This is a genomic window from Micromonospora sp. NPDC049139, from assembly GCF_055586845.1.
Genome location: NZ_JBVJHK010000005.1, coordinates 228,685 through 246,280, shown reverse-complemented (window position 1 = coordinate 246,280; position 17,596 = coordinate 228,685). Strand labels below are relative to the sequence as shown.

The 17,596-nt window shown below is 74.2% G+C and carries 15 protein-coding genes and 1 riboswitch; of the genes, 6 read left to right on the top strand and 9 right to left on the bottom strand.

The window, feature by feature from the left end; genetic code table 11:
- Window positions 1–34: 34 nt before the first annotated feature.
- Both ACZ6Q9_RS12375 and ACZ6Q9_RS12370 read right to left on the bottom strand, forming a co-directional pair.
- Window positions 35–760: a hypothetical protein gene (locus tag ACZ6Q9_RS12375; RefSeq protein WP_393453521.1), complete on the bottom strand. Its 726-nt coding sequence runs from the start codon at window positions 758–760 to the stop codon at window positions 35–37.
- Entirely contained in the window at window positions 753–1,235 is a 483-nt protein-coding gene (locus ACZ6Q9_RS12370) for a sigma-70 family RNA polymerase sigma factor (protein ID WP_393453523.1), read from the bottom strand. The genes ACZ6Q9_RS12375 and ACZ6Q9_RS12370 overlap by 8 nt, the downstream gene beginning before the upstream one ends.
- A 338-nt stretch (window positions 1,236–1,573) precedes the next feature.
- Between ACZ6Q9_RS12370 and ACZ6Q9_RS12365 the strand changes: the two genes are divergently transcribed.
- Window positions 1,574–2,335 (top strand): VOC family protein, encoded by a 762-nt coding sequence (locus tag ACZ6Q9_RS12365; RefSeq protein ID WP_357699207.1) that lies wholly within the window; start codon window positions 1,574–1,576, stop codon window positions 2,333–2,335.
- 176 nt (window positions 2,336–2,511) lie between these two features.
- On the opposite strand, the gene ACZ6Q9_RS12360 is transcribed toward ACZ6Q9_RS12365, so the two are convergent.
- The 4 genes from ACZ6Q9_RS12360 to ACZ6Q9_RS12345 all read right to left on the bottom strand — a co-directional run bounded on the left by ACZ6Q9_RS12360 (window position 2,512) and on the right by ACZ6Q9_RS12345 (window position 7,694).
- Window positions 2,512–3,408 (bottom strand): ABC transporter ATP-binding protein, encoded by an 897-nt coding sequence (locus ACZ6Q9_RS12360; protein WP_396828591.1) that lies wholly within the window; start codon window positions 3,406–3,408, stop codon window positions 2,512–2,514.
- Complete coding sequence (locus ACZ6Q9_RS12355; protein WP_393257432.1) at window positions 3,405–4,508, bottom strand: FecCD family ABC transporter permease; 1,104 nt, start codon at window positions 4,506–4,508, stop codon at window positions 3,405–3,407. The genes ACZ6Q9_RS12360 and ACZ6Q9_RS12355 overlap by 4 nt, the downstream gene beginning before the upstream one ends.
- 13 nt (window positions 4,509–4,521) lie before the next feature.
- Complete coding sequence (locus tag ACZ6Q9_RS12350; RefSeq protein WP_396828593.1) at window positions 4,522–5,457, bottom strand: ABC transporter substrate-binding protein; 936 nt, start codon at window positions 5,455–5,457, stop codon at window positions 4,522–4,524.
- Between the two features lie 110 nt (window positions 5,458–5,567).
- Window positions 5,568–5,650: riboswitch (cobalamin riboswitch) on the bottom strand.
- 166 nt (window positions 5,651–5,816) lie between these two features.
- Window positions 5,817–7,694: a M14 family metallopeptidase gene (locus tag ACZ6Q9_RS12345; RefSeq protein ID WP_396828595.1), complete on the bottom strand. Its 1,878-nt coding sequence runs from the start codon at window positions 7,692–7,694 to the stop codon at window positions 5,817–5,819.
- A 212-nt stretch (window positions 7,695–7,906) separates the two neighbouring features.
- Here ACZ6Q9_RS12345 and ACZ6Q9_RS12340 point away from each other — a divergent pair, with 212 nt between their 5' ends.
- Window positions 7,907–9,262 (top strand): C39 family peptidase, encoded by a 1,356-nt coding sequence (locus ACZ6Q9_RS12340; RefSeq protein WP_393453535.1) that lies wholly within the window; start codon window positions 7,907–7,909, stop codon window positions 9,260–9,262.
- 69 nt (window positions 9,263–9,331) lie between these two features.
- Here ACZ6Q9_RS12340 and ACZ6Q9_RS12335 read toward each other — a convergent pair whose 3' ends face one another.
- The 3 genes from ACZ6Q9_RS12335 to mqnE are packed head-to-tail and all read right to left on the bottom strand — an operon-like array spanning window position 9,332 to window position 11,269.
- A complete protein-coding gene (locus ACZ6Q9_RS12335; RefSeq protein ID WP_393259160.1) occupies window positions 9,332–9,607 on the bottom strand; it encodes a DUF4229 domain-containing protein in 276 nt (91 codons plus the stop codon).
- 46 nt (window positions 9,608–9,653) lie between these two features.
- Window positions 9,654–10,076, bottom strand: coding sequence for a hypothetical protein (locus ACZ6Q9_RS12330; RefSeq protein ID WP_393257424.1), 423 nt, complete (start codon window positions 10,074–10,076; stop codon window positions 9,654–9,656).
- Window positions 10,077–10,099: 23 nt separating this feature from the next.
- Window positions 10,100–11,269 (bottom strand): aminofutalosine synthase MqnE, encoded by a 1,170-nt coding sequence (gene mqnE / locus ACZ6Q9_RS12325; protein WP_393257422.1) that lies wholly within the window; start codon window positions 11,267–11,269, stop codon window positions 10,100–10,102.
- Window positions 11,270–11,512: 243 nt separating this feature from the next.
- Between mqnE and ACZ6Q9_RS12320 the strand changes: the two genes are divergently transcribed.
- From ACZ6Q9_RS12320 to ACZ6Q9_RS12305, 4 genes are all read left to right on the top strand, one after another.
- A complete protein-coding gene (locus ACZ6Q9_RS12320) occupies window positions 11,513–13,072 on the top strand; it encodes a C40 family peptidase (protein ID WP_396828598.1) in 1,560 nt (519 codons plus the stop codon).
- Between the two features lie 166 nt (window positions 13,073–13,238).
- Entirely contained in the window at window positions 13,239–14,681 is a 1,443-nt protein-coding gene (locus ACZ6Q9_RS12315; protein WP_396828599.1) for a hypothetical protein, read from the top strand.
- 199 nt (window positions 14,682–14,880) lie between these two features.
- Window positions 14,881–16,824: a DEAD/DEAH box helicase gene (locus tag ACZ6Q9_RS12310; RefSeq protein ID WP_393453544.1), complete on the top strand. Its 1,944-nt coding sequence runs from the start codon at window positions 14,881–14,883 to the stop codon at window positions 16,822–16,824.
- Between the two features lie 108 nt (window positions 16,825–16,932).
- Window positions 16,933–17,553 (top strand): putative glycolipid-binding domain-containing protein, encoded by a 621-nt coding sequence (locus tag ACZ6Q9_RS12305; RefSeq protein ID WP_393453704.1) that lies wholly within the window; start codon window positions 16,933–16,935, stop codon window positions 17,551–17,553.
- The last annotated feature ends 43 nt before the right edge of the window (window positions 17,554–17,596 follow it).

Genomic DNA, 17,596 nt, shown 5'->3' with positions numbered 1-17,596 from the left:
TCCGTGCTCGTCACGACAGGCCACGATGGTCGCGTCAGTGCACCGGCACCCGCATCAGCACCGCGTCGTCGGCGCCGAGCACGGTGATCTCCGTGAACTCGACCTCGCTGGTGGTCCAGCTGTCGGCCCGGACGATGTACGTCCCGTTGACCACCGGCGCCTCCACGCTGTACCCGCGGTCGGTCCGCACCCGGACGCGCGTCGCGCCCTCGGGCGCGAGCCCCTCCATCACGCTCGCGTAACCCAGGGGGAGATCGCTCAGGGTGAGCACGGTTACGCCGCCGGCAACAGCGCAGGTACGCGGCGGGCAGTACAGCGGGTCCTGCCCCGGGTCCATCCGGCTGCTGCTCGAAATCCTGAGGTCGCCCCCGGGACGGGCCAGGCAGTAGGCGCTTCCGGTGCCGTTGACGACGATGGCGGCTCGGCGTCCGTCGGGCCACTCGACGGCGTTGACCAGTCGGTCGCCCGGACCGTCCACCCGGCACTGGGTCAGCACATCGGCGCGTTCCGGCTCCGCCATCGCGGTCAGCGGCCGGCCCGGCCCGGCGTCGCCGAGCAGTCGCGGCCCGACCTGCCACAACCCGACCCCGACGACCAGCACGAACGCGGTGGCCAGCGCGGTGGCCAGGATGCCCGGCCAGCCGCGTCGCGCGGGGTCCTCGGCCCGCTGGACGATCTCGCCCAGCGGGGTGACCGGCAGCCGCTCGTCGGCGAGCAACCGGTCGAAAGCGTCACGGACCTGCTGCGTCGGGTCAGTCATCGAGGTGCTCCCTGAGGGCGACGAGTCCACGGTGCAGGAGGGTCTTGACGGTGCCGGCGGGGCAGCCGAGCGTCTCGGCGATCTCCCGCTCCGGCAGGTCGAGGTAGTAGCGGAGGAACAACGCGGCGCGCTGCCGGGGCCGGACCCGGCGCAGCGCCGCCCGTACCGACGCGGACTCGTGCGGCGCCGTGACCGGGTGCGTCGGGTCGGCGAAGGCGTGCCGCCGTTCGAGGATGCGCCGTCGTACCCAGGAGGTGCAGCGGCTGGCCACCGCCCGCCGCAGCCAGCGCTCCGGTTCCCGCACCTGGGCCCGGCGGCGGTACAGGTCGATGAACGCCTCCTGCACGATGTCCTCCGCCGCGGCAGCGCTACCCGTGGTCAGGTACGCGAACGCCACCATCCCGCGGAAGTGCCGCTCGTACGTCGTCCCGAAGACGTCGTCCGCGACGTCCGCGAGCGTTGTCCGGCCTGTCATGCCCACTCCGCTCCCGCCCGCCGTCGAAGCGGGCGACACCGTACAGGCGCACGACGGCCGGCGACGGTTTCAGCCATCGGCGGCCCCACGGGGGTGGATTGGTTCACAGGTAGCCGGGCCAGCGGCCGGCGACGCCCCGCTGTCCGCCGAACCGCTGTCGATGGGCATGCTCGTGGTCCGGGTGGCGCTGCTGACGGCGCTGGCGCGTGGGCGTGCCGGCGCGACGAGGGTCGACGGTTCAGCTGACGTTTCGTCCGATCCGCCCCGTGGCGCGGCGGGTCGGTGCCACGATGCCGGCAGGGGCGCGTCGTGGTCGCCCCCCGCCGAGAGGGGTCGACGTGAGCACCGTCCCGCCGGGCACGCCCTGCTGGGCCGACCTCGCCACCCCCGGTCTCGCCGACGCGCGACGGTTCTACCCGGAGCTGTTCGGGTGGACGGGCCGGATAGACCCGGAGCCCGAGGCGGGCGGCTACACGGTCTTCCTGCTCGGCGGACGGGCGGTGGCGGGCGCGGGACCGCCGGCCATCCCCGACCAGGTGCCAATCTGGTCGACGTACCTGGCGACGGACGACGCGGACCTCGTGGCCGGCCGGGTCGAGCGGGCCGGCGGGCAGGTGGTGGTGCCGCCGTTCGAGGTCTTCGACCGGGGGCGGATGGCGGTCTTCACCGACCCGGCCGGGGCCGCCTTCAGCGTCTGGCAGCCGATGGCGATGCCGGGGGCCGAGGTGTTCGACACCCCGGGCGCGCTGACCTGGACCGAACTGGTCACCCCCGACCCGGACGGCGCCAAGGTCTTCTACGAGCTGGTCTTCGGCTGGCACCCGGACGACCAGCCGGCAGGCCCGATCACCTACACCGGCTGGCGGCTCGGCACCCGGATCGTGGCCGGCATGGTGCCGCCGCTGGGCGACGGGTTCCCGGCGGACACGCCCGCGTACTGGTCGGTGTACTTCGCGGTGGCCGACGCCGACGCGGCCGCCGCCCGCGCCGCCGAGTTGGGCGGCACGATCCTGGTCCCGCCCCAGGACGCCCCGGCGGGCCGCTTCGCCGCCCTCCGAGACCCCCACGGCGCCCTCTTCAACATCCTCACCCGCCCCTAACCCACCCACCCCCACCCATCCCCCCACCCCCACCCATCCCCGTTGATCATGAAGTTGTTGCGGCGACACGCCGGTCGGGGCGACAACAACTTCATGATCAACGGCAGGAGCGCGAGGGGGCGGGTCGGGCAGGGGTGGGGGTCAGGGGCGGGGGTGGGGGGAGGGAGGGGAGGGGGTCAGGGGTAGGGGTGGGGGTAGGGGTGGGGGCGGACGGGGACTACCAGGGGGCCGTGGTCGCCGTCGATGACGCGGACGGTGGCGCGGTACCAGGTGGCGAGGAGCTGCTCGGTCAGCACCTCGCGCGGGGTGCCGGCGGCCACCACCCTGCCGTCGGCGAGGAGCACCATGCGGTCGGCGTACTCGCCGGCTATCGAGAGGTCGTGCATGGTGGCGAGCACGGTCAGGCCGTGCTCGCGGCGGAGCCGGTCGACCAGCTCCAGCACCTCCTGCTGATGGCCGATGTCCAGGGCGCTGGTCGGCTCGTCCAGCAGCAGCAGGGTCGCGCCCTGGGCCAGCGCCCGGGCCAGGAAGACCCGCTGCCGCTCGCCCCCGGAGAGGGTGGCCAGCTCCCGGTCCTGGAACCCGGTCAGGTCCAGCCCGTCGAGCACGTCGTACGCGGCGGCCAGGTCGGCGGCCGACTCCCGGCCCAGCGGCGGGATGTACGGGGTGCGGCCCAGCAGCACGTAGTCGAGCACCGACATGCCGGCCGGCACGACCGGGGACTGCGCCACGGTCGCCACCACCCGGGCCCGGTCGCGGCGGCGCAGCGCCTCGCTCGGCGTACCGAAGAGGGAAATGGCGCCCGGCGCGGGCAGCAGGCCGCCGACGGCGCGCAGCAGGGTCGACTTCCCGGCGCCGTTCGGGCCGATCACGGTGACCCACTCGCCCGGGGCGACGGCCAGGTCGACGCCGGCGAGGATCGGCGTGCCGTCGAGGCGGACGTGCAGGTCGCGGACCTCGACGGCGGGGACGGCGGGCCCGGTCGTCCGATCACCGCCGGCCGCCGGCTGCGGGGCGGGCCCGCGCGCCCCGCCGTCCGCGGGCCGCGGCACCGGCGCACGTCGCGCGCTCATCCGAGCACCCGCCGGGAGGTACGCAGGACCAGGACGAAGAACGGGCCGCCGAGCAGCGCGGTGACCACGCCGATCGGCACCTCCGCCGGGGCGGCGACGGTGCGCGCGACCACGTCCGTCAGCGCCAGGAAGGCGCCGCCGAAGAGCAGCGAGAGCGGCAGGATCACCCGGTAGCTCGACCCGGCCAGCAGCCGTACGGTGTGCGGCACGATGATCCCGACGAAGCCGATCAGCCCGGAGGCGGAGACCGCGGCGGCGGTGCCGAGCGAGGCGGCGGCGATCAGCAGGTAGCGGGACCGCTGCGGGTGCAGCCCGAGGCCGGTGGCCTCGTCGTCGCCGACGGAGAGCACGTCCAGCTCCCGCCGGTGCAGCAGCACCACCAGGGCGGTGAGGAGGAAGTACGGCAGCACCAGCCGGACGTCGTGCCAGCCGGCGGTGGCGAGCCGCCCGAGCAGCCAGGAGTAGACCTGCTGGATGCTGTCGGAGTTGCGTTGCAGCAGGTAGGTCTGCCCGGCGGAGAGGAACGCGGAGACGGCCACCCCGGCCAGGATCAGCGTCGCCGTGGAGCGGGCGCGCCCGCCGGACGCCCCGAGCAGGTAGGTCATCGCCACCGCGCCGAGCGCGCCGACGAAGGCGGCCAGCGGGATGGTGAGCGGCAGCCCGGTGAGTGCGCCGCCCGCCCCCACCCCGAGGGTGATCACGGCGGTGACCGCCAGCCCGGCGCCGGCCGCCACCCCGAGCAGGTACGGGTCGGCCAGCGGGTTGCGGAACACGCCCTGGTAGCAGCCGCCGGCCAGGGCGAGCAGCCCGCCGACCAGCAGGCCGAGCACCACCCGGGGCAGCCGCAGCTCGGTGACGATGGCGATCTCCCGCTCGGTCAGCCCGCTGTCGATGCGTACCCCGGGGACGAGGTTGAGCAGCTCGGCCGCGACGCTGCCCGGCGGCAGGCTGACCGGGCCGAGCGACACCCCGGCGACCAGGGCGACCAGCACGGCGGCGACGCCGGCCACGAGCCAGCGCGGCCGCAGCCCGGCGGGCCGGGACGCGGGGAGCGTCCCGGCCCGCCGGGTGGGTCGTGCCGTGTCGAGGGCCTTGGTCATCGACGGGCGCGGCTCACGCGGGCACCTTGGCGACCGCGTCGATGATGGCCCGGAGCAGGTCCACGACGCGGGGGCCCCAGCGCGAGGCGACGTCGTCGTCGAGCGCGACGACCTGGTTGCCCTTGACCGCGGTGATGCCCGCCCAGCCGGCGCGCGCCTTGACCGTCTCCGCGCTCTGCTGGCAGCACTTGGTGTCGGCGAGGAAGACGAAGTCCGGGTCCGCCTTGACGATGACCTCCTGCGACAGCTGCGGGTAGCCGCCGTTCTTGCCGTCGGCGTCGGCCGGGTCGGCGATGTTCTCCAGGCCGGCCATGGCGTAGAGCGAGCCGATGAAGGTCTTGCTGGTGGCGGTGTACAGCTCCGGGCCGAGCTCGTGGTAGTAGGTCAGCTTCTCGGCGCGCTGCGGCAGGCCGGCGACCAGCTTGGTGATGTCGTCCTTCATCCGCTTGGTGACGTCGGCCGCCTCGCCCGCGTGGCCGGTGAGCGCGCCCAGCTCGGTGATCTGCCGGTACGAGTCGTCCAGCGTGGTCGCGGCCGGGGTGAGGTAGACCGGGATCTTCAGCGTCGTGAGCTGCTCGACGATCTTGTTGCGGTCGTCCGAGAGCACCACCAGGTCGGGGCTCTTGCCGGCGATCGCCTCGGCGTTCGGCGAGAAGCCGGAGAGGTCGGTCTTCGGCGCGTCCGGCGGGTAGTTCGAGTTGTCGTCGACGGCGGTGACCTGCTTGCCGGCCCCGATGGCGAAGAGCATCTCGGTGGCCGAGGGCGACAGCGACACGATCTTCTCGGGCCGCTTGTCGAGGGTGAGCTTGCCGACGGTGACCGGGTAGGCGGCCGCCGCGGAGCTGCCGCCGGCGGCGGGCGTGTCGGTGGTCTTCTCGGCGCAGGCCCCGAGGGCCAGTGCGGCCACCGCGAGGGTCGCGGCGAAGAACCGGGGGGTACGTCTGAGCATCTGTCCTCCTGTCGGTCGAGGAGCGTGGTGCTTCGCCGACAGGGACCCGTGCGCCCGTCCGCGAGGCGCCCTTCCTCGAGAGCGCGAGTCGCGACCACTGACGCAGGCGACCTGGCTCGTCCCCGCCGCGCCCGGCCTCGGCCGGGAGTGGTGGGGCATCACAGTTGCGGGACAGCGCCGGTTTCGCACCGGCTTCGCTGCTAGTGGTCGGTAGAACCGTAGCGCACGCCCCGGACGTGCCTCGTCGATCCAGGTCGCATCGGCGCTTGTTGATCTACAACAGCAGCGATATGCCCTGGATCGACGCGTGCTGGGGGGTGGTGGGGCCCCGCCGGGGGCGGGGCGGGGCCCCACCGGGCTCAGGAACTCGTGATGGTGACGTTGTCCACAGCCGCCTCGACCAGGCTCGCGCCCGAGGCGTCCGCCGCCTCGACCAGGATCCGCACCGACTGGCCGGCGTACGGGGTGAGGTTGGCGTTCGCCACCGCCCAGGCGCCGTCGCGGTTGGTGGCCGCCCCGGACTGCGTGAACAGGGCCGTGGTGCCGCCGTTGTGCACCACGCTGACCCGGAAGTAGTCGGCCGACGAGGCGTTCGACCCGTGCGCCAGGTACCAGGCCAGCGAGAGCGTCAGCGTGCCAGCGGACGGCAGGGTCACCGCCGGCGACCGGGCGCTGGTCACGCCGCCGTCGACGTCGTAGTCGCCCGCCCCGGTGCCCGCCAGCCGGCCGGTGACCAGGTCGTTGCTCCCGCCGTACGGGGTGAGCTGCTTGGCGCCGCTGGAGGTGGTCGCCTGGGCGGCGCCCCGCTCCCACGCCCCGAGGGTCGCGGTGTCGGTGCCGTTCGGGTTGGTGGTCCACCCGGTGGCCGTCTCGAAGGTGTCCGACCAGACCGTGGTGCCGCCGCCACCGCCGCAGTACTGCGCCTCCTTGCCGATGACCCGGTACGGGCAGTCGGCGTACTCGCTGAGCAGCAGCACCGCCTCCCGGTTGCGCGAGGTCTGGGCGGGGATCACCTCGTCGGGCGGGTAGAAGCCGCCGCCGAGGGACGAGCCCGGGTACATCTCGAAGGTGTACGCCCAGATGCCGTGCTGCCCCCACATCCAGTCGATGCTGTCGCCGTCGGTGATGTAGAGGTCGCTGGACTGCTGCGGGGTGTAGCCGTTGGTGTTCGCCATCTGCTGACCGAGGGTGGCGAAGGTGCTGTACTGGTCGGCGCTCATGCCGGGAGCGGTGTTGTTGTACGTGTAGCCGAACGGCCAGAGCACCAGCTCCGAGTACGTGTGGAAGTCGATGTTGGCCTTGATCTGCTGCGTGCCGCCGACCACCCGGCTGTTGACGAAGTTGCGCAGCGCCTGGGTCTCCGGGGCGGAGAACGCCGACGGGCCCCGGTAGGTCTCCGACGAGGTCGAGCCGGACGAGCCGCCGCAGCAGCCCCACTGGTAGGACCAGTTGCGGTTCAGGTCGGTGCCCACGTACGACGAGCCGCTGTTCGGCTGCCGGTTCTTGCGCCAGGAGCGGTAGGAGCCGGTGGCGATGTCGTACTCGCTGCCGTCCGGGTTGACCGTCGGCACGATCCAGATCTCCCGGCCGTTGACGATGTCGGTGATCCGGGAGTCGGTGCCGTAGCTGTCGGTGAAGAGGTTGAGCAGGTAGATCGCCATCTCGACGGTCAGGTGCTCGCGGGCGTGCTGCTGCGAGTTGAACAGGATCTCCGGCTCGGCCTCGTCGGTGCCGACGTTGTCGGAGATCTTCACCGCCATCAGGTCGCGCCCCTCGTATGAGGAGCCGATGCTGATCTTCCGGGCGATCGAGGGATGGTCCGCGACCACCTGGTTGACCACGGCGGTCAGCTCCGCATAGTCGTGGTAGTTGGAGTCGGCGGGCGGGAAGGCGGTCGTGCCGACGTCCCCCTCGGCGTGGCTGTGGCCGTCGGTCGACGGGGCCGGAACCGCCTCCAGCCGGAAGCCGAGCCGGGTGATCGCCGCCGCCTCGGCGGGGGTGGCCGAGACGTTCAGCACGCCGTGCTCGACGTAGTCGATGGCGGCGCCGGTGCCGGCGACCGCGGTGCGGTCGGCCACCGTACGCGGACCGAGCACCCGGTAGGACGCCGCCGGGGAGTCGGCGGCGGGCTCGGGTGCGGGCCGGGCGGTGGCCGGCGCGGCGGCGACGGTGAGCAGGCCGAACCCGGCGGCGACAGCGAGCGCCAGGCGGCGGAGGGCGGGCTTGCGGAAGGCCATGGACAACCTCCTCGGGGGGCGGGAGAAGATCCCGCTCGGTGGAGGACACTCCACCACCGCCCACATGGTCATATCAACATTCATCGCTGCCTTGTTGCATGCCATCCTGATCCTCACACCGGCAAGGATTTTCCAACCGTCGACCTCTGGCGAAAGTTCCTTCCAAGCGGGACACTGACCGGCAACGATCCGCCTGTCTCTGCGGAGGACCCATGTCCAGACCACGCCTGCGCGCGGCCACCCTCGCGGCCGCCACCGCGCTCACCCTTCTCGGCACCGCGGCACCCGCCGTCGCCGCGCCCGTCGCCGCCTCGGCGACCACCCGACCGGTGGTCCACGACGAGCAGATCACCTTCCAGGACTGGACCCGCTACCCCGACTGGCGTCAGGGCAGCCACGCCGGCACGCGGGCCGTCCCCGGCCTCCGGCCGGGCGTCACCCTGGCCACGCCGCTCGGCACCACCGACTACACCGACCCGCACACCGGCGTCACCAAGAGCTGGGAGTACGCGACCTGGACCTCCCCGGTCACCCAGGTCGGGTTCGACGCCACCGAGCTGATCGCCTCGTGGAACGCGGACACCCCGGCCGGCACCTGGATCCAGGTGGAGATGCAGGGCACCTACAACACCGGCGTCCAGACCAAGTGGTACGTGATGGGGCGGTGGGCCTCCGGCGACGCCGACATCAAGCGCACCAGCGTCAACCGGCAGGGCGACCCCTGGTCGACCATCTGGACCGACACCTTCAGCATCGACGACGCCTCCGTCGGGGTGCTGCTGCGGGCGTACCAGCTGCGGCTGACCCTCTACCGGGCGCCGGGACAGCACGCCGCCCCGGTGGTGCACACGCTGGGCGCGATGAGCTCGAACGTGCCCGACCGGTTCACCGTCGAGCCGAGCGCCGGCGGCATCGCCTGGGGCCGGGAACTCGCCGTCCCCCGCTACTCGCAGAACATCCACACCGGCCACTACCCCGAGTACGACGGCGGCGGCCAGGCCTGGTGCTCCCCCACCTCCACCACGATGGTGATCGAGTACTGGGGCCGGAAGGCGTCCGAGGAGGACACCGCCTGGGTCGACCCGACCTACCCGGACCCGACGGTCAACCACGCCGCCCGGATGGTCTACGACTACCAGTACGACGGCGCCGGCAACTGGCCGTTCAACACCGCGTACGCGGCCAGCTTCCCCGGCCTGGAGGCGCGGGTCACCCGGCTGCACTCGCTGGACGAGGTGGAGCGCTTCATCGCCGCCGGCATCCCGGTGGTGACCAGCCAGTCCTTCCTGGCCAGCGAGCTGGACGGCGCGGGCTACGGCACCTCGGGGCACCTGTTCGTGATCGTCGGCTTCACCGCCGAGGGCGACGTGATCGTGAACGACCCCGCCTCGTCCAGCAACGAGGCGGTGCGCAACGTCTACCCGCGCGAGCAGTTCGAGCAGATCTGGCTGCGGACCAAGCGGATCAACGCCAGCGGCGGGGTCTCCGGCGGCTCCGGCGGCGTCGTCTACCTGATCAAGCCCGAGCGGATGCCGTGGCCGACGGTCGAAGGCTCCACCAACTGGTGATCTGACGGCCCGACGGCACGGTCGAGGGGTTCGCGTCACCCGGGTCCACCCCGGGGCGCGAGCCCCTCGTCACTTCTCGGCGGCGGGGCCGTCCGGGCCCTGGTCGTCGCCGGCGAGGGCGGAGCGGAGGCGCTCCTTCTCGGTGCGGCGCCGCTCGGCGGCCTCGGCCATCTCCACCGCCATCTCGTCCCGCCAGCCCTTGAGCAGGAAGAACGAGGCGGCGGCCGAGAAGGCCAGCGCCAGCATCAGCTTGACGAAGAGGTTCATGTCGACCAGCCAGAGGGCCGCCAGCACGGCGACGAACAGCCCGATCCGGCCCAGCGTGTACTTGACCGCCGCGCTCACGTTGCGCACTCCGTTCTCCGCCGCCGGGGTGGCCCCGGCGGAAGGTTCAGCCCGTCCGGCGGGCCAGCCAGTGGACGCCGTGGAACCAGACGACCGCGTACCCGAGGGTGAACGCCGCCGCACCCAGCCCGCCGGAGACCAGCGGGGCGAGCCCGGCGGCCAGGCCGGCCACCACCAGCCCGGCGACCAGCCCCACCGCGCCCGCCACGAGCGCCGCCACCACCCGGGCCGCCCCGAACTCCCAGGCCCGGAAGTCGTCCCAGAACAGCCAGGCCGGCAGGATAACCGCCAGCCAGCCGTTGGCCCGGCCGAAGTCACCGCTGCCGATCAGCGCGAACGCCCAGTCGAACAGCACCACCGCCAGCACGCCGATGACCAGCCCGGCCAGGCTCACCCCGAGCAGGTCGCCCAGGGTGAGGATGCGCCCCTCGGCGTCGCGCCGGGGGAACCCGCTCCGCTGCTCGGTCATGGCCTACGAGATTACGTGCCGGCTCAGGCCCAGACCTGCTGCGGCTCGGCGCGGCGCTCGGCCAGGGACGGGGCGGCATCGTACTCGCGGACCACCTCGTAGCGGGTGTTCCGCTCGACGGGGCGGAAGCCGGCGTCCCAGATCAGGTGCAGCAGGTCGTCCCGGTGCATGGTGTTCGGCGTGCCGTACGAGTCGGCATCGTGGGTGATCTTGTATTCAACGACCGAGCCGTCCAGGTCGTCCACGCCGAAGTTGAGCGAGAGCTGGGCCACCGAGAGGCCGTGCATCACCCAGAAGCACTTCACGTGCGGGACGTTGTCGAAGAGCAGCCGGGAGACCGCGAAGGTCTTCAGCGACTCGGCCGGCGAGGCCATCGTCGTCCGCGCCTGGATCCGGTTACGGATCTTGCCGTCCGCCGAGTCGACGAAGTCGTGCTGGTAGCGCAGCGGGATGAAGACCATGAAGCCGCCGGTCTCGTCCTGCAACTCGCGCAGCCGCAGCACGTGGTCCACCCGGTGCCGGGGCTCCTCGATGTGGCCGTAGAGCATGGTCGACGGCGTCTTCATGCCCTTGCCGTGCGCCAGGCGGTGGATCCGCGACCAGTCCTCCCAGTGGCAGGCGTGGTCGACGATGTGCTGGCGGACCTCCCAGTCGAAGATCTCCGCGCCGCCGCCGGTCAGCGACTCCAGGCCGGCGTCCATCAGCTCGTCGAGGATCTCGTCGGCGCTCAGGCCGCTGATCTTCTCGAACCACTGCACCTCGGTCGCGGTGAACGCCTTGAGCTTGACGTTCGGCAGCGCCGCCTTCAGCTCGCGCAGGACCTTCGGGTAGTAGCGCCAGGGCAGGGTCGGGTGCAGGCCGTTGACGATGTGCAGCTCGGTGAGCTGCTCGTCCTCCATCTCCTTGGCCTTGCGGACCGCCTCGTCGATGCGCATCGTGTAGGCGTCCTTCTCGCCCGGCTTGCGCTGGAACGAGCAGTACGCGCACGAGGCGGAGCAGACGTTGGTGAGGTTGAGGTGCCGGTTGACGTTGAACATCACCCGGTCGCCGTTGAGCTCCGTACGCCTGTGGTGGGCCAGCCGCCCCAGCCACGTCAGGTCGTCGCTGTCGTAGAGGGCGATGCCGTCCTCGCGGGTCAGCCGCTCGCCGGCGTACACCTTCGCTTCGAGCTCACGCTTGAGTCCGGCGTCCATCGAAAGCCACGTCCCTTCCACCTGCGGTAGGAATCGAGCCTACGTCCACCTGCCGACGCCGCCGCAGCACGGTCGGCCCCCGTGGGCCGGTTCACCGAACTCTCAGCCTCCCGTTACCTCTCGACGCATCGACATGGCTGCGTGGGTGAGGTAAGACAGGATGGGACGTTCGCCACACACTGGTAGCGTCCTCACGGCCGCGTCCACCCTGGCGCGGCGACACCACGCCGGACGGGGAGCGGAATGGTCGACAGCGGGCGCGGGCGACGGCAGCGACGACGGAGCCCGGTGGTCTCGCCGGTACTGCGTCCGGCGCTCTGGTCCGCCCTGCTCGGAGCCGTCGCCGCCACGGTCCTCGCCAACCCGGTCCACGCCGACCCGGCGCTGCCCACCAGCGTCCCCGACACCGGCCTCCGGCCGGCCGTCACCGGTCAGCTCCAACTCCCCGGCGGCACACCCGTCACCGGGGCGCCGGGCCTCGGCGGGGTGCCGGGCGTGCCGGCCGGCAACCTGATCGACGGCCCGCTCGCCACCCAGATCTACGCCGCCGAGGCCCAGGTCGGGCAGCTCCGCGACCAACTGCTCGTGCTGCTGCAGAAGCGCACCGAGGCCGAGGGCCAGCGGGCCACCGCCGAACGCGACCTCGCCCTCGCCCGGGACGCGCTGGCCCGCGCCCAGGAGGGCGCCGACGCCGCCGCCGCGGGCGCGTTCAAGGCCGCCGCCGCCCTCCCGCCCGGCGAGTTCGCCAACGACCTGCACGAGCTGAGCCGGCTCTCCCGGATCATCCGCGGCGAGAAGGCCGAGGGCGGCACCACCGCCGCCGAGGGCGAGCTGTCCCGGGCCCGCACCGGCGAGCAGGTGGCCGGCCAGGCACTGGTCTCGGCCGAGTCCCGGCTCAAGGGCGCCCAGACGGAATACGCCGCCGGCGAGAAGGCCCTGCGCGACGCCGAGGCGAAGCTGGCCAAGCTGCGCCGGGACAACGCCGCGCAGCTCATCGAGCTGGAGCGCCAGCAGGAGGCCCTCGACCAGCAGCTCGGCGCCGGCTACGTCGGCAACGAGACCGCCAACGGCCTGGCCGCCCACCCCACGGCTCTGAAGGCCCTGGCGTACGCCAAGGCGCAGCTCGGCGACCCCTACCTGTGGGCCGCCGAGGGGCCGGACCGGTTCGACTGCTCCGGCCTGATCTACGCCGCCTACCGGTCGGCGGGCTACTACGGGCTGCCCCGGGTCTCCCGGGACCAGTACTACGCCACCCGGTCCCGCACCGTGTCCCGCAGCGCGCTGCTCCCCGGTGACCTGCTCTTCTTCGCCTCCGGCACGAGCTGGACGACGATCCACCACATGGGCATGTACGTCGGCGGCGGCAAGATGATCCACGCGCCGACCACCGGCGACGTCGTCAAGATCTCCACGGTGCGCTGGTCCCGGCTCTACGCCGCCACCCGGGTGATCGGGGCGGTGCCCGCGCCGACGAGCACCCCGTCGCCGTCGCCGTCGCAGACCAAGCCGCCCTCGCCGAAGCCGACGGAAAGCCCCAAGCCGACCCCGAAGCCCACCTCCCCGTCGCCGTCCCCGTCGACCTCGCCCTCGGCGACCCCCACCGGTTCGCCGTCGCCCACGACGTCGCCCAGCGCGTCGACCTCGCCGTCGCCGTCGCCGACCGGGTCGTCGCCGGCGGCGAGCCGCTCGGCCTCGTCGGAGCCGAGCGCCACGTCCGGCAGCGTGGCGCCGACCACGGCGGCGAGCAGCACCGACCCGGAGGGCAGCACGTCAGCCACCGCCTCGGCCAGCACGGGTAGCTGACCGGGACGCGCCGGCTCCGCCCGGCGCGCCGACGCCGGTCGCCACGGGCCAGGGGCCCGGAACGCACTCCGGCTGTGCCGCCGGGCCGGAATATGGCACGGTGACAGTCAGGCACGCCCGGTCCGACGTCGCGGATCCGGGCGCGAGCGCGGCGCGGAGGGCGAGCATGGCCGAGCAAGAGGTTCCGGCGGAGCCGGTCGACCACGGATCCACGCCCGACCGGAGCCGCGCCGACGCCCCGGCGCCCACCGGCGGGTCCATCGCGACCTCGGCCGACGGCAGCCCGGCGTCGGGCACCGGCTCCGCGGGCACGTCTGGGCCGTCGACGGAGCCGTCCACCGACGACGTACGCCGACAGCCCGCCCGGGGCCGGGTGAGCGTGGCCACCGCGGCCGCGCCCGGCAGGGGCGACGCGGCACCGCCGGCCCGCCCGACCGCCGGCACCACCTACCGGGCCACCGGTGCGGCCGCTCCGGCCGGCACGCCGGTCCCCGAGCAGCGGGCCGCGGCGGCCCGGGCCAGCGCCGCCGTGCCCGGGATGCGACGGGTCTCCGCCGACGAGGCCTCGGCCATCCGGTCGACCACGGGCGAGGCGAGGGTCTACCGGGCGGCGCCGGTCAACCCGGAGCCGCCGGAGCCCGCCCAGCCGCCGGAACCGGCACAGCCGCCCAAGCCGCCGGTGCCGGAGCCCGAGCCGGCGCCGGCCCCCGTGCCGCCGGTGCCCGGCCCGACCCCGCCGTCCCCGGCCCCGCCGGTCCCGACCCCGGCCCCGCCGGTCCCGACCCCGCCGATCCCCGTCCCGACGCCGCCCCGGCCGGGGCCCACCCCACCGGGCCCGGTGCCGCCCGTGCCGGGTCCGCCGACGCCGCCGCCCGGGCCGCCGGTGCCCGCCCCGCCGCCACCGCCCGGCCCGATGCCGGCGCCGCCGTTCCCGCCGCCGCCCGCCACGGCCACCGCGCCCGTCCCGGCCCCGCCGGCAGCGCCCGCGAGCCCGCCGGCGTCCCCGGTCCCGTCTGTCTCCGCCCCGCCGGCGTCCGCGCCACCGGCCCCCGCGCCGTCGTTCACCACGCCGTCGGCCTCCCCGCCGCTGCTCTCCGCCCCGCCAGCGTCCGCGCCGCCGGTCTCCGCGGGGCCCGTACCCGCTCCCGCGCTGCCGACCTGGCCGGCGCCGACCAGCCCCGGTGACCGCCGGCCGGGCGGCACCGAGCCGGCCACGGCCCCCGGGGAGGCACGCCGGCTGACCGATCGCCCCGCCGACGCGGGTCGTGGCGGAGGCCCGGCGGCGCCGGGCGGGCGGCCCGACGCCGCCCCCGCCGGGCGCTTCGACGGCGGGACCGACCTGGGCACGATCTACGGTGCCGGCTCGGAAGGCCCGGGCTTCGCCACCGTCTCCTTCCCGACCAACCCGCAGGAGAACTCCGGCTCGTTGACCGGGCACATCCTGGCCCAGGGCTGGACGGAGACCCCCACCGAGGAACGGTCCAGCACGGCCAGGGTCATGATCGTCCTGGCCGCCTCGCTGGGTCTGCTCGTGGCGATCAGCGTGCTGGTCGTCCTGCTGGCCACCGACACCGTGGGCGGTCTGGTGGGCGGCGTCCTGACCAAGTGAGCCGCCCGGCGACGACCATGGTGAGCCCGCCCACTACCGATCCGTGGTGCGGTGGCGGGTTCGCCGCTCCGCCGTACACTGGTGGAGATCACTGACCCGGCGCGCGTCGTGCGCGCCCATGGGCGATCTTGCGGGCGATTCGGCGGCGTTCAGCTGCGGCAGGCCGACGCGAAGATGCGCCCCGCTCGAAAGGCATTTCTTGACCGCGTTTGCTGAACCCAGCACGTTTCCGCCCGCCCTCGACACCGCCGACGCGCAGGCCCTCGTCGAGCGGGACGCCACCCCGCAGGACTCCGCCGCACCGGTGACGGCCGAGGCCACCGACTTCGCCGCGCTGGGGCTGCCCCAGCCGCTGGTCCGCGCGCTCGCCCGGCAGGGCATCACCGCCCCGTTCGAGATCCAGCGCGCCACCATGCCGGACGCGCTCGCCGGCCGGGACGTCCTCGGTCGGGGCCAGACCGGCTCCGGCAAGACCCTGGCCTTCGGCCTGCCGCTGCTGGCCCGGGTGGCCGACGGCGAGCGGGCCCGGCCGCTGCACCCGCGGGCCCTGGTCCTGGTGCCGACCCGCGAGCTCGCCATGCAGGTCAACGACGCGCTGCTGCCGCTCGGCAAGGCCGTCGGCGTGTTCCTGAAGACCGCCGTCGGCGGCGTGCCGTACGACCGGCAGATCGACGCCCTGCGGCGCGGCGTGGAGATCGTCGTGGCCACCCCGGGCCGGCTGGGCGACCTGATCGCCCGGGGCGTGTGCCACCTGGACGACGTGGAGATCACGGTCCTCGACGAGGCCGACCAGATGGCCGACATGGGCTTCCTGCCCGAGGTCACCGAGCTGCTGGCGAAGACGCCAGCGGGCACCCAGCGGCTGCTCTTCTCGGCCACTCTGGACGGTGACGTCGACGCGCTGGTCAAGCGGTTCATGACCGATCCGGTGACCCACTCGACCGCCCCGTCCACCGCATCGGTGTCCACCATGGACCACCACATGCTGCTGATCCCGCCGCACGACAAGTTCCCGGTGGCGGCGTCCATCGCGGCCCGGGACGGGCGGACCATGGTCTTCGCCCGCACCCAGCTCGGCGTCGACCGGCTGGTCGAGCAGCTCGCCGCCGTGGGCGTACGCGCGGGTGGCCTGCACGGCGGCAAGACGCAGCGGATGCGTACCCGCACGCTGGCCGAGTTCCGTGAGGGTCGGATGAACGTCCTGGTCGCCACGGACGTGGCGGCCCGGGGCATCCACGTGGACGGCGTCTCGCTGGTGCTGCACGTCGACCCGCCGAAGGACCCGAAGGACTACCTGCACCGCGCGGGGCGTACCGCTCGGGCCGGGGAGTCGGGCGCGGTCGCCACGCTGGTGCTGCCGAAGCAGCGCCGGACGACCCTCGCCATGCTGGAGAAGGCCGGCGTGGCGCCGGCCGAGACCCGGGTGCGCGCCGGCGACCCGGCGCTCGCCGAGCTGACCGGCGCCCGCGAGCCGAGCGGCGTCCCGGTCCGCAACGAGCCCGAGGAGCCGCGCCGGCACGGCGACCGGCCGGGCGGCCCGCGCCGCTTCGGTGACCGCGACGCCCGGGGCGAGCGCCGCTACGGCGACCGGCCCCAGGGCGAGCGGCGCTACGGCGACCGGCCCCAGGGCGAGCGCCGCTACGGCGATCGGCCCACCGAGGGACGCGGCTACGGCGAGCGGGGCTTCGCGGACCGGGGCGAGCGCCGCTACGGCGACCGGCCGCACGGCGAGCGCGGCTACGGCGACCGCCCCCAGGGCGAGCGCCGCTACGGCGACCGGCCCACCGAGGGACGCGGCTACAGCGACCGGGACGGGCGCGGCGAGCGCCGCTACGGCGACCGGCCGCAGGGCGACCGCCGCGGCTACGGCGACCGCCCCCAGGGCGAGCGCCGCTACGGCGACCGGCCCACGGAGGGGCGCGGCTACGGCGACCGGCCCACCGACAGCCGGGGCTACGGCGATCGACCGCAGGGCGAGCGCCGCTACGGCGACCGGCCCACCGAGGGACGCGGCTACGGCGAGCGCGGCGAGCGGCGCTTCGGCGACCGGGGCGGCTTCCGGCCCGAGGGCCGGGGTCGCGACGACCGGCCGCGCGACGAGCGGCGGGGCTTCGGCGGGCGACCGCCGTCGCGTACCCACTGATCACGAGCACCGACCGGAACGCCGTCGCGGAGCCCACGCTCCACGGCGGCGTTTCCGCATCCGCTGCCGGTGTCGGTCGCGTCGCGTAACGTCCGGCTCATGCCGACCATGCCGAAGTCGCTCTTCTGGACCCGGGCGGACACCGCCGGCACGGAGCACGCGCTGTTCGACGACGGCCGGGGGCTGACCGCTCGGGGCACGCTCACGGCTGTCGACCCGGTCCCCTACACCTGTCGCTACCAGCTCACCACCGACCCGCAGTGGGTGACCGCCCGGGCCGAGGTCGAGGTGGAGGGCTCCGGGTGGCTGCGGAGCGTACGCCTGGAACGGGCCGGCGACCGTTGGCGGGTGACCACCGGCGAGCAGGGCGACCTGGACGCGGCGCTGCGGGCCGCCGGCCATCCACCCGCCGGGCTGCCCGGCACGGACGACCCGGACCGGCTGGCCGAGGCGCTGGACGTCGACCTCGGCGGTTCGCCGCTGTTCAACGCCCTGCCGGTGCACCGTCTCGGGTTGCCCCGCGCGCCGGCCGACACGCCGCACCGGGTCGCCGTCGCCTGGGTGCTGGTGCCCAGCCTGATGGTGGTGCCCGCCGAGCAGGTCTACACGCCGCTCGGCCCCGGCCGGGTCCGCTTCACCAGCGACACGTTCACCGCCGACATCGACCTCGACGCCGACGGCTACGTGGTGCGCTACCCGGGGTTGGCCGAGCGCGTCGACCCGCGCTGACTACCTGGCCCCGTGCCGGAGTCGGCCAGCCGGGCGTGCCGCC

Coding starts and splice junctions, on each gene's coding strand:
- ACZ6Q9_RS12340 (WP_393453535.1), top strand. CDS start 7,907: ATGTCCAGACCACGCCTGCGCGCGGCCACCCTCGCGGCCGCCACCGCG.
- mqnE (WP_393257422.1), bottom strand. CDS start 11,269: ATGGACGCCGGACTCAAGCGTGAGCTCGAAGCGAAGGTGTACGCCGGC.
- ACZ6Q9_RS12360 (WP_396828591.1), bottom strand. CDS start 3,408: ATGAGCGCGCGACGTGCGCCGGTGCCGCGGCCCGCGGACGGCGGGGCG.
- ACZ6Q9_RS12375 (WP_393453521.1), bottom strand. CDS start 760: ATGACTGACCCGACGCAGCAGGTCCGTGACGCTTTCGACCGGTTGCTC.
- ACZ6Q9_RS12355 (WP_393257432.1), bottom strand. CDS start 4,508: ATGACCAAGGCCCTCGACACGGCACGACCCACCCGGCGGGCCGGGACG.
- ACZ6Q9_RS12370 (WP_393453523.1), bottom strand. CDS start 1,235: ATGACAGGCCGGACAACGCTCGCGGACGTCGCGGACGACGTCTTCGGG.
- ACZ6Q9_RS12315 (WP_396828599.1), top strand. CDS start 13,239: ATGGCCGAGCAAGAGGTTCCGGCGGAGCCGGTCGACCACGGATCCACG.
- ACZ6Q9_RS12345 (WP_396828595.1), bottom strand. CDS start 7,694: ATGGCCTTCCGCAAGCCCGCCCTCCGCCGCCTGGCGCTCGCTGTCGCC.
- ACZ6Q9_RS12330 (WP_393257424.1), bottom strand. CDS start 10,076: ATGACCGAGCAGCGGAGCGGGTTCCCCCGGCGCGACGCCGAGGGGCGC.
- ACZ6Q9_RS12350 (WP_396828593.1), bottom strand. CDS start 5,457: ATGCTCAGACGTACCCCCCGGTTCTTCGCCGCGACCCTCGCGGTGGCC.
- ACZ6Q9_RS12305 (WP_393453704.1), top strand. CDS start 16,933: ATGCCGAAGTCGCTCTTCTGGACCCGGGCGGACACCGCCGGCACGGAG.
- ACZ6Q9_RS12320 (WP_396828598.1), top strand. CDS start 11,513: ATGGTCGACAGCGGGCGCGGGCGACGGCAGCGACGACGGAGCCCGGTG.